Origin of the sequence: Ectopseudomonas oleovorans (assembly GCF_003052605.1) — a bacterium.
Classification (GTDB): Bacteria; Pseudomonadota; Gammaproteobacteria; order Pseudomonadales; family Pseudomonadaceae; genus Aquipseudomonas; species Aquipseudomonas oleovorans_A.
Genome location: NZ_QASO01000047.1, coordinates 33,565 through 43,493, shown reverse-complemented (window position 1 = coordinate 43,493; position 9,929 = coordinate 33,565). Strand labels below are relative to the sequence as shown.

Sequence of the window (9,929 nt, the reverse complement as noted above, 5' to 3'; positions counted from 1 at the left end):
CGCCGGGCAGATCGAGGCCGGCATCGTCTGGGTCAACAGCTGGTTCCTGCGCGACCTGCGCACCGCCTTCGGCGGCAGCAAGCAGTCGGGCATCGGGCGCGAAGGGGGTGTGCACTCGCTGGAATTCTACACCGAGCTGAAAAACATCTGTGTGAAACTCTGAGGAGCTGGCCATGAACGCACCGCAGCAAAGCCCTGAAATCGGTCGCGAAATCCTCGCCGCTGGCTACCGCACCAACCTGCATGATCAGGGCGAAGGCTTCCCGGTTCTGCTGATCCACGGCTCCGGGCCGGGCGTCACCGCCTGGGCCAACTGGCGCGGGATCATTCCGCAGCTGGCGCAGACGCGCCGGGTGGTCGCTCCGGACATGCTCGGCTTCGGCTACAGCGAACGTCCGGCCGATGGACAATACAGCCAGGCGCGCTGGGTCGAGCATGCCATCGGCGTGCTCGACGCCCTCGGCATCCAGCAGGCCGACATCGTCGGCAACTCGTTCGGCGGCGGGCTGGCGCTGGCACTGGCCATCCGGCATCCCGAGCGGGTGCGCCGGCTGGTGCTGATGGGCAGCGTTGGAGTGAGTTTTCCAATCACGCCGGGCCTGGATGCTGTCTGGGGCTACGAGCCGTCCTTTGCCAGCATGCGCCGGCTGATGGACGTTTTCGCCCACGACCGCACCCTGGTCAACGACGAGCTGGCCGAGCTGCGTTACCAGGCCAGTATCCGCCCCGGCTTTCAGGAGTCGTTCGCCGCGATGTTCCCGCCGCCACGGCAGAACGGAGTCGACGATCTGGCCAGCAACGAGACCGATATCCGCGCCCTGCCCAACGAAACCCTGGTCATCCACGGCCGCGAGGATCGGATCATCCCGCTGCAGGCTTCGCTGACCCTCGCGCAGTGGATTCCCAACGCCCAGCTACACGTGTTCGGCCAGTGCGGCCACTGGACCCAGATCGAACACGCCGAGCGTTTCGCCCGCTTGGTCGAGAATTTCCTCGCCGAGGCCGACGCCCTCCATTCCTGAGAGAGACCGATATGGACAAGACATTGATCAACGAACTCGGCGACGAGCTCTACCAGGCGATGGTCCAGCGCGAGACCGTCACGCCGCTGACCAGCCGCGGCTTCGACATCAGCGTCGAGGACGCCTACCACATTTCCCTGCGCATGCTGGAACGGCGCCTGGCCGCCGGCGAGCGGGTGATCGGCAAGAAGATCGGCGTCACCAGCAAGGCCGTGCAGAACATGCTCGGCGTGCACCAGCCGGACTTCGGCTACCTCACCGATGCCATGGTCTACAACAGCGGCGAAGCCATGCCGATCAGCGAGAAGCTGATCCAGCCGCGCGCCGAGGGCGAGATCGCCTTCATCCTCAAGAAGGACCTGATGGGGCCGGGCGTGACCAACGCCGACGTGCTGGCTGCCACCGAATGCGTGATCCCCTGCTTCGAAGTGGTCGATTCGCGCATCCAGGACTGGAAGATCAAGATCCAGGACACCGTGGCGGACAACGCCTCCTGCGGGCTGTTCGTGCTCGGCGACCAGGCCGTCTCACCGCGCCAGGTCGATCTGGTCACCTGCGGCATGCTGGTCGAGAAGAACGGCCAGCTGCTCTCCACCGGCGCTGGAGCGGCTGCGCTCGGCTCGCCGGTCAATTGCGTGGCCTGGTTGGCCAACACCCTCGGCCACTTCGGCATCGGCCTGAAGGCCGGCGAAGTGATCCTGTCCGGCTCGCTGGTTCCGCTGGAACCGGTCAAGGCCGGTGATTTCATGCGCGTCGAGATCGGCGGCATCGGCAGCGCCTCCGTGCGCTTCATCTGATCGAGGACAGCCTGATGAACAAGAAACTGAAAGTAGCGATCATAGGCCCGGGCAACATCGGCACAGATCTGGTGATGAAGATGCTGCGTTCCGAGTGGATCGAGCCGGTCTGGATGGTCGGCATCGACCCCGAGTCCGATGGCCTCAAGCGCGCCCGCGAGTTCGGCCTGAAGACCACCGCCGAGGGCGTCGACGGCCTGCTGCCGCACGTGCTCGAGGACGATATCCGCATCGCCTTCGATGCCACCTCCGCCTATGTACACGCCGAGAACAGCCGCAAGCTCAACGAGCTGGGCGTGCTGATGGTCGACCTGACCCCGGCCGCCATCGGCCCGTACTGCGTGCCGCCGGTGAACCTCAAGCAGCATGTCGGCACGCTGGAAATGAACGTCAACATGGTCACCTGTGGTGGCCAGGCCACCATCCCGATGGTCGCCGCGGTATCGCGCGTGCAGCCGGTGGCCTACGGCGAGATCGTCGCCACCGTGTCCTCGCGCTCCATCGGCCCGGGCACCCGCAAGAACATCGACGAGTTCACCCGCACCACCGCCGGCGCCATCGAGCAGGTCGGCGGGGCCAAGGAAGGCAAGGCGATCATCGTCGTCAACCCGGCCGAGCCGCCGCTGATGATGCGCGACACCATCCACTGCCTGACCGAAACCGAACCGGACCAGGATGCGATCACCGCATCGGTCCACGCGATGATCGCCGAGGTGCAGAAGTACGTGCCCGGCTACCGGCTGAAGAATGGCCCGGTATTCGACGGCAACCGCGTCTCGATCTTCATGGAGGTCGAGGGCCTGGGCGACTACCTGCCCAAGTACGCCGGCAACCTCGACATCATGACCGCCGCCGCCCTGCGCACCGGCGAGATGTTCGCCGAGGAAATCGCCAGCGGCACCATTCAACTGCCACGTCGTGAAGCGGCACTGGCCTAAAGGAGTCGCACCATGAATCTGCAAGGCAAGAACGTCACCCTGCACGACATGAGCCTGCGCGACGGCATGCACGCCAAGCGCCACCAGATCAGCCTCGAGCAGATGATCGCGGTCGCCACCGGCCTCGACGCCGCCGGCATGCCACTGATCGAGATCACCCACGGCGACGGCCTCGGCGGTCGCTCGATCAACTACGGTTTCCCCGCGCACAGCGACGAGGAATACCTGCGTGCGGTGATCCCGCGCCTCAAGCAGGCCAAGGTATCCGCCCTGCTGCTGCCGGGCATCGGCACGGTCGACCACCTGAAGATGGCGCTCGACTGTGGCGTCTCCACCATTCGAGTGGCCACGCATTGCACCGAGGCCGATGTCTCCGAGCAGCACATCGGCATGTCGCGCAAGCTGGGCGCCGATACCGTCGGCTTCCTGATGATGGCGCACATGATCAGCGCCGAAAAAGTGCTGGAGCAGGCGCGGCTGATGGAAAGCTACGGCGCCAACTGCATCTATTGCACCGACTCCGCCGGCTACATGCTGCCCGATGAAGTCAGCGAGAAGATCGGCCTGCTGCGCGCCGAGCTGAACCCGGCCACCGAGATCGGCTTCCACGGTCACCACAACATGGGCATGGCCATCGCCAACTCGCTGGCGGCCATCGAGGCCGGCGCCTCGCGCATCGACGGCTCGGTCGCAGGGCTAGGCGCGGGTGCCGGCAACACCCCGCTGGAAGTCTTCGTCGCGGTGTGCAAGCGCATGGGCGTGGAAACCGGCATCGACCTCTACAAGATCATGGATGTGGCCGAAGACCTCGTCGTGCCGATGATGGACCAGCCGATCCGCGTCGACCGCGATGCGCTGACCCTGGGCTATGCCGGCGTATACAGCTCATTCCTGCTGTTCGCCCAGCGCGCCGAGAAGAAATACGGCGTGCCGGCCCGCGACATTCTGGTCGAGCTGGGGCGCCGCGGCACCGTCGGTGGCCAGGAAGACATGATCGAAGACCTCGCCCTGGATATGTCCCGGGCCCGCCAGAACCAGAAGGTGAGCGCATGAACCGTACCCTCAACCGCGAGCAGGTGCTGGCCCTGGCCGAGCACATCGAGAACGCCGAATTGCAGGCCCATGACATCCACAAGGTCACCAACGACTATCCCGAGATGACCTTCGCCGATGCCTACGACATCCAGTGGGAAATCCGCCGGCGCAAGGAGGAGCGCGGCAACAAGATCGTCGGCCTGAAGATGGGCCTGACCTCATGGGCGAAGATGGCACAGATGGGCGTGGAGACGCCGATCTACGGCTTTCTCGCCGACTACTTCAGCGTGCCCGACGGCGGCACGGTGGACTGTTCCAAGCTGATCCACCCCAAGATCGAGGCGGAAATCGCGGTGGTCACCAAGGCACCGCTGGTCGGGCCTGGTTGCCATATCGGCGACGTGATCGCCGCGGTCGACTACGTGATCCCCACCGTCGAGGTAATCGACTCGCGCTATGAGAATTTCAAGTTCGACCTGATCAGCGTGGTGGCCGACAACGCCTCGTCGACCCGCTACATCACCGGAGGCCGCATGGCCAACCTCGAGGAGGTCGACCTGCGCACTCTCGGCGTGGTGATGGAGAAGAACGGCGAGGTGGTGGAACTTGGTGCCGGCGCCGCAGTGCTCGGCCATCCGCTGTCCAGCGTGGCCATGCTGGCCAACCTGCTGGCAGAGCGCGACGAACACATACCGGCCGGCACCTTCATCATGACTGGCGGCATCACCGCCGCCGTCGCAGTAGCGCCGGGCGACAACATCACCGTGCGCTACCAGGGGCTTGGCAGCGTCTCCGCGCGCTTCGTCTGAGCCATCCGGCCGCCCTGCCCGGGCGGCCTCTTCTTCAGGAGGCACACCATGCCTATTGCCCAGATCCACATCCTTGAAGGCCGCAGCGACGAGCAGAAGGAAACCCTCATTCGCGAAGTCAGCGAGGCCATCTCGCGCTCCCTGGATGCGCCGCTGACCAGCGTGCGAGTGATTATAACCGAGATGCCCAAAGGCCACTTCGGCATCGGCGGCGAAAGCGCCAAGGCCATTGGTCGATGAACCTGCCTCCTCCTGCACAGAGTCCGGCACATGAGAACAACGAATCAACGCTCGCTGCACTGGGAAGCCGCCTATGCCGCCACCCGTGCGGCCGTGGCACATGCAGAGAAGCTAGGCGTGCGCATTAACGTCTGCGTGGTTGACCACTCCGGCCTGCCGTTGGCCTATCTCCGCATGAACGGCGCCTTTCTACATTCACGGGAAATTGCCGAAGACAAGGCATACACCGCCGTGAGCTTCGGCTTCTCCACCCGCGACTGGCTCGACGTGCTGGGTGACAACCCGCGCCTGCGCATCGGCCTGCCAAGACGCGAGCGGCTGGTGGTGTTCGGCGGGGGCCTGCCGATCCTGCTCGATGGTGAATGCATCGGCGGCATCGGCGTCTCTGGGGCCGACGAGGGGCAGGACGAAGCCTGCGCGGCAGCGGGCTTGGCGGCCATAGGGCATCATGAGGCATCCAGTTTGGGGTAGAGGCAGATTTTGACTTTCGCGCCCGAACGCATCATGCGGCTGGCTTCCAGAAGGGAAATCAGCAGCATTGATTGGCCTTCTGATCTCTTTAGGCGGTTTCGGTAATAAGCGGAGCGAGAAACAGATCAGCCGATGGATGCTAGGTCGGCAAGCCCGTTCAGTTTGGCGGTGGCAGATAGACCGTGGGCCAATGGCTGGTTGGCGGCGAGCAATTCCTGCAACTGCACGGCTTGGCCGCCCTTGAGGTGCTCAGCGTTGCGCAGCAGCAGCCAGCGGCTGCGCTTGACCACCTTGCGCGCTGGTTTGTTATCGCGCAAGGTGGTTGGCCTGGTCGACGCGGATACGGTCGATCACCTCACGACCGTAGCGCGCCACCCCATGGAACAGGTCGTACACCACTTCGGCTTGAGGGCAGTGCCGCTTCACTTCCAGGTCGAAAGCGGTGTTCATGTCCATGGCGACCGCCTCGATATGCCGGCAGTGCTCACCGAGCCACTCGAAGAATGGGCGAATCGCCTGGCGGCTGTGGCCGACCCACAGCACGCGTGTTCGCTCGGCATCCATGATCACCGTGGCGTAGCGATGGCGCTTGTGCAGGGCGAGCTCGTCCATCACCAGGCGCCGGACGTCGCCCGGCTCGATGACGCCTGCCTCCGCTTCCAGGCGGCGTTTGTCGAGGGCCTTGAGGGTGTGCCAATGCAGGCCGGTGAGCTGGCTGACGTGGCTGATGGGCAGTATCCGCAACAAGCCCTCGAGCCAGGCTTGCAAACGTCGAGTCAGGCGGGAAGCCGGCTCCAGCCAATCGTTCCGTTCGGTCACCCGCCCACACCGCAGGCAGTCGACGCGACGCATGGACAATTGGAGCAGCACCTGCTGATTCAGCAGGTCGCGGTCACGCACGTGGCGTAGACGCCGTTCGTGAATCAACGGACAGGGCTGTAGACAGCGCCCACACCAGGGCACTCGCGTGGCCTGGGGTTCGAGCTCGATCAGCAGGGTATTCTCAGCTACGGGGCGAGAGGCGACGACGTCGTAGCCTGGCCAGAAAGCGGCAAGATCAATAGGATGCACGGCGACAGCAGGGTGTGGGGGTTGGGATGTTGAGCGACTGCCAATTTACCCACTTCCCTGCCTGTCAACGCGCTCTTTCCCCAGAATCCGCGAAGAACCTTTATTCTTCCTATGCTCGAGCGCTCGCACTGGTGAGCGCCCTTAACAGTTGCCACGGGAGTATAAAGCACACCATGCTGCAGCTCGGGCTGCCTCGTAAAACCCTCTACAATAAAATAAAAAGGCACGGTCTGGACAAGGCTGCTTTCACGGAATCATGGACTCACGTATCTTCTCACACGTTCATTACCCGCTAGCGCAACTGCACGGCTGAGAAGCCTCTGTTGAGCGCCACTGAAGATTCCCAGATTTTCCCTGCGCTCCTGCAACTTCGGCCGAGGTCTTTCGTCTTGTGACTAACGTTTTTTTCAACGTCATCCTGCCAATACTGATTGTCGCGGCGGCCGGTGCCGGACTCAAACGCTGGCGCAATATCCCTGCGGCCCCTTTCAGCCAGATGATGCTATACCTGCTATCACCTGCGCTGGTGCTGGACTCTCTGCTTAATGCGAGCCTGCCGTTGGAGGCGACCGGACGGATCGTTGGCGCGATCCTGCTCATGAGCATCAGCCTGGTGGCCGTCAGCGCGCTGCTCAGCCGCAGCCTTGGTCACAACCGTCCCATGCAGAGTGGGTTTATGCTTGCCACGGCATTTCCCAACGCCGGCAACATGGGCCTACCTGTGGCCCTGCTCGCCTTTGGCCAGGAAGGCCTTGCTGTCGCGGTCATCATTTTTGCATCCCAGGCCATCCTGGGCTGGTCGCTGGGAGTCTTCATCGCGGCGCGCAGCCACAATGCGGGGCTCGGCCCCCTCAAACAAACCCTGAAGCTGCCGGTAGTATGGGCGATCGGGCTGGCCTTTCTGCTTCGCGTCACGGATACAACCCTGCCGCTCGCGCTCGCTCAGCATTTAGAGATGCTGGGCCAGGCCTCAATTCCGATCATGCTGCTAATTCTGGGCTTCCAGCTTGAGAAAGGCGTAGCCCTGGACCGGGGTGCCAGCCTATTGGCGGCACTCGGCCTGAGGCTCATTGGCAGCGCCGTCTTGGCCTACCTGGTCAGTGAGCTGTTGGGTCTGGAAGGTGTTGCACAGCATACATTCATTGTTATGGCGGCCATGCCCACTGCTGTCTTCACGATAATCCTGGCAACCGAATTCGATGCCGAACCGCGTTTCGTCTCAAGTCAGGTGATCGCCAGCTCACTCCTGGGTTTTCTGACTCTGACCGTGCTGATAATGTTGCTGCAGAGCTTTGGCGGGAGCATTTAGTGAGCCGGGAACTCTAAATCACTCGAATCCGATCGCTAGCAGCCTGTCGGTCTTTCCCATGGTTTTCTGCGATCATGGCGGCCTGCCCTTAGCGAGACCCAGCATGAGCCGTTTCCGCCCAGTCGATCGCCACACCAGCTACCTGTTGCCGCCCTCCATCGAAGACTGGCTGCCGGAAAATCACCTGGCTCGCTTTATCGTCGAAGTCGTCGACGGGTGTGATCTTAGCGCGCTGGAGAAAGCGTACGCCGGGCGTGGCAGTAGCGCCTATCACCCGTCGATGCTGCTGGCCCTGCTGATCTATGGCTACGCCACCGGCGTGTTCTCCAGCCGCAAGATCGAGCGCGCCACCCATGACTCGGTGGCCTTCCGCTTCATCGCCGCTGACGCTCATCCCGATCACGATACCCTGGCCAGCTTCCGCCGCCGCTTTCTCGACGAACTGGCCGGCCTGTTCGTGCAGGTACTGCAAATGGCGCAGGAAATGCGCCTGCTCACGCTGGGCACGATCAGTCTGGATGGCACCAAGATCCACGCCAACGCATCGCGCCATAGCGCGCTGTCCCATGGGCATATCGAACAACTCGAAAATCAGCTCAAGAGCGAAGTGCAGACGCTATTCGCCCTGGCCGAGCAGGCGGATCAATCGGCCGTCCCGGACGGCATGAATCTGCCAGAGGAAATCGCTCGCCGTGAAACCCGCCTGGCGGCCATGGCCGAGGCGAAGAGCAAGATCCAAGCCCGTGCCAAGGCGCGCTTCGCCAAGGAGCAAGCTGAGTATCAGGCCAAGCTGGCGCAGCGGGAGGAAAAGGCCAAAGCCAGTGGCAAGAAACCACGCGGCAAAGCCCCCAAGCCACCCATTGCGGGGCCGACGGCCAAAGATCAGATCAACCTGACCGATGAAGACTCGCGCATCATGCCGGTATCCGGCGGCGGCTTCGAACAGGCCTACAACGCCCAGGCAGCGGTGGATACGACCAGCATGCTGGTGGTGGCGCCAGCCGTCACCCAGGCCTGCAACGACAAGGAACAAGTCATGCCGATGCTGGCACAACTGGCCGAATTACCCGCCACGCTGGGCAAGCCCAGCGAACTGCTGACTGATAGCGGCTACTACAGCGCCGCCAATGCCAACGCCTGCACCGCGAGCAGCATCGAGCCGCTGATGGCGGTCAAGCGAGAGGAGCATCACCCCTCGCCCTGCGCGCGCTTCACCGAGCCACCGGCCTTGGCCGCCGACGCCACCCCGGCGCAGCACATGGCGCACAAGCTGAAAACCAGGTGGGTCGTGCGCGGTATGCGTTGCGCAAGCAAACGGTGGAGCCGGTGTTCGGCATCATCAAGTCGGTGCTGGGCTTTCGGCAATTCTCGCTGCGTGGAATGAAAAGGTCAGGGGCGATGGACGCTGGCGTGCCTAGCGTGGAACCTGAAACGCATGGCCGTACTACGCCCGCAAATCGGAAAAATTGAGCAAAAAAACAGGCATAAATCCGGGGAAATTGGCTAACTAAAAACGCCTGTTTTCCGGAAAATCTAATGTTCTATCTGCCTGTCGGACTTGAGTTCACGAGAGGGGCATCAGGAGCGAAGGCGAAGCCATTCGTCCACAGCCGGCAGCGACGTGCCCACGAGATCCAGCCGTCGAGCAGGGCTAACGGCGTGGCGTGCTTGATAGAGTTGGCGCAATGCCTCTTTCAGGCGCAAGGCACGTGCTGTCTTCAGGCCGCTGCGCTGCAGCCAATGCATGGTGTCGATCTGTTTGCGATACCAGTGCGCCGCGCGCTTGAGCAACGCCCAACGACTGCCTTTTAGCTCCGGCGCGAGCTTCACTTCCGCACGCCGAACCTGGTCGAGCGCCCGACTGGCCAGCGCCACCACATGAAATGGATCGAAGGCGAGGCGCGCCTGCGGATGCTGCTTGGCCGCGCCCGCCTGGAAGGCCCTGGGCAGTCGATGCCAATGTCGGTGATCGCGTCGGGCTCGCCACCATACGCACGCAGATCGGCTGCGAACGTCGCAAAGGTCTGGGCATCCCGGCCCGGCGTGGCGAACAGCAAGCGCCGCGCATCGGTATTATGGAACAACGTCACGTAGAGCGCTGGCCGCGACGGGCGTTAGTCTCGTCCACACCCGGCCGCCGCGCCGCGCTGAAGTTCACTGCGTGCACCCCACCCACGGCGGTGGGCATCGATGAGACGCGAAACTGGAAGAAGTGCAGGTGCTGCCAACGGCGCTCG

Annotated in this window: 12 protein-coding genes and 2 pseudogenes; 12 read left to right on the top strand and 2 right to left on the bottom strand. The window is 63.3% G+C overall.

The window, feature by feature from the left end:
* The 8 genes from DBO86_RS08965 to DBO86_RS08930 all read left to right on the top strand — a co-directional run.
* On the top strand, positions 1-163 hold a 163-nt coding region (locus DBO86_RS08965), incomplete at its 5' end, for an aldehyde dehydrogenase family protein (RefSeq protein WP_146173191.1).
* Positions 164-173: 10 nt separating this feature from the next.
* Positions 174-1,022 carry an alpha/beta fold hydrolase gene (locus tag DBO86_RS08960; RefSeq protein WP_108233479.1) on the top strand — a complete coding sequence of 283 codons (849 nt, stop codon included), beginning with the start codon at positions 174-176 and terminating at the stop codon, positions 1,020-1,022.
* Between the two features lie 11 nt (positions 1,023-1,033).
* Positions 1,034-1,819 (top strand): 2-oxopent-4-enoate hydratase, encoded by a 786-nt coding sequence (gene dmpE, locus DBO86_RS08955; protein WP_045633702.1) that lies wholly within the window; start codon positions 1,034-1,036, stop codon positions 1,817-1,819.
* Between the two features lie 14 nt (positions 1,820-1,833).
* On the top strand, positions 1,834-2,757 hold the full coding sequence (locus DBO86_RS08950) for an acetaldehyde dehydrogenase (acetylating) (RefSeq protein ID WP_108233480.1): 924 nt from the start codon (positions 1,834-1,836) through the stop codon (positions 2,755-2,757).
* A 12-nt stretch (positions 2,758-2,769) separates the two neighbouring features.
* On the top strand, positions 2,770-3,810 hold the full coding sequence (dmpG, locus tag DBO86_RS08945; RefSeq protein WP_003450283.1) for a 4-hydroxy-2-oxovalerate aldolase: 1,041 nt from the start codon (positions 2,770-2,772) through the stop codon (positions 3,808-3,810).
* Positions 3,807-4,601: a 2-oxo-3-hexenedioate decarboxylase gene (dmpH, locus tag DBO86_RS08940; RefSeq protein ID WP_017849598.1), complete on the top strand. Its 795-nt coding sequence runs from the start codon at positions 3,807-3,809 to the stop codon at positions 4,599-4,601. The genes dmpG and dmpH overlap by 4 nt, the downstream gene beginning before the upstream one ends.
* Positions 4,602-4,649: 48 nt before the next feature.
* Positions 4,650-4,841: a 2-hydroxymuconate tautomerase gene (locus tag DBO86_RS08935; protein WP_003292102.1), complete on the top strand. Its 192-nt coding sequence runs from the start codon at positions 4,650-4,652 to the stop codon at positions 4,839-4,841.
* A gap of 30 nt (positions 4,842-4,871) precedes the next feature.
* Positions 4,872-5,312 carry a GlcG/HbpS family heme-binding protein gene (locus DBO86_RS08930; protein WP_017849597.1) on the top strand — a complete coding sequence of 147 codons (441 nt, stop codon included), beginning with the start codon at positions 4,872-4,874 and terminating at the stop codon, positions 5,310-5,312.
* Positions 5,313-5,497: 185 nt separating this feature from the next.
* On the opposite strand, the pseudogene DBO86_RS08925 reads toward DBO86_RS08930, so the two are convergent.
* A pseudogene (locus DBO86_RS08925) lies at positions 5,498-6,383 on the bottom strand (ISL3 family transposase); the annotation flags it as partial.
* Between the two features lie 26 nt (positions 6,384-6,409).
* Here DBO86_RS08925 and DBO86_RS08920 point away from each other — a divergent pair.
* The 3 genes and pseudogenes from DBO86_RS08920 (at position 6,410) to DBO86_RS08910 (ending at position 9,199) form a co-directional block, all read left to right on the top strand.
* A complete protein-coding gene (locus DBO86_RS08920; protein WP_075746132.1) occupies positions 6,410-6,679 on the top strand; it encodes a helix-turn-helix domain-containing protein in 270 nt (89 codons plus the stop codon).
* Positions 6,680-6,774: 95 nt separating this feature from the next.
* Entirely contained in the window at positions 6,775-7,692 is a 918-nt protein-coding gene (locus DBO86_RS08915; protein ID WP_108233489.1) for an AEC family transporter, read from the top strand.
* Between the two features lie 103 nt (positions 7,693-7,795).
* A pseudogene (locus DBO86_RS08910) lies at positions 7,796-9,199 on the top strand (IS1182 family transposase).
* 71 nt (positions 9,200-9,270) lie between these two features.
* Here DBO86_RS08910 and DBO86_RS08905 read toward each other — a convergent pair.
* The gene (locus DBO86_RS08905) at positions 9,271-9,642 is read right to left on the bottom strand and encodes a transposase (RefSeq protein WP_079452554.1); all 372 of its coding nucleotides are present in this window, start codon (positions 9,640-9,642) and stop codon (positions 9,271-9,273) included.
* Here DBO86_RS08905 and DBO86_RS25825 point away from each other — a divergent pair.
* Entirely contained in the window at positions 9,571-9,786 is a 216-nt protein-coding gene (locus DBO86_RS25825) for a hypothetical protein (RefSeq protein WP_059396312.1), read from the top strand. The two genes, DBO86_RS08905 and DBO86_RS25825, sit on opposite strands and share 72 nt — an antisense overlap.
* Positions 9,787-9,929: the final 143 nt, after the last annotated feature.

Coding starts and splice junctions, on each gene's coding strand:
- dmpE (WP_045633702.1), top strand. CDS start 1,034: ATGGACAAGACATTGATCAACGAACTCGGCGACGAGCTCTACCAGGCG.
- DBO86_RS08935 (WP_003292102.1), top strand. CDS start 4,650: ATGCCTATTGCCCAGATCCACATCCTTGAAGGCCGCAGCGACGAGCAG.
- DBO86_RS08960 (WP_108233479.1), top strand. CDS start 174: ATGAACGCACCGCAGCAAAGCCCTGAAATCGGTCGCGAAATCCTCGCC.
- DBO86_RS25825 (WP_059396312.1), top strand. CDS start 9,571: ATGAAATGGATCGAAGGCGAGGCGCGCCTGCGGATGCTGCTTGGCCGC.
- DBO86_RS08950 (WP_108233480.1), top strand. CDS start 1,834: ATGAACAAGAAACTGAAAGTAGCGATCATAGGCCCGGGCAACATCGGC.
- dmpH (WP_017849598.1), top strand. CDS start 3,807: ATGAACCGTACCCTCAACCGCGAGCAGGTGCTGGCCCTGGCCGAGCAC.
- DBO86_RS08930 (WP_017849597.1), top strand. CDS start 4,872: ATGAGAACAACGAATCAACGCTCGCTGCACTGGGAAGCCGCCTATGCC.
- DBO86_RS08920 (WP_075746132.1), top strand. CDS start 6,410: ATGTTGAGCGACTGCCAATTTACCCACTTCCCTGCCTGTCAACGCGCT.
- dmpG (WP_003450283.1), top strand. CDS start 2,770: ATGAATCTGCAAGGCAAGAACGTCACCCTGCACGACATGAGCCTGCGC.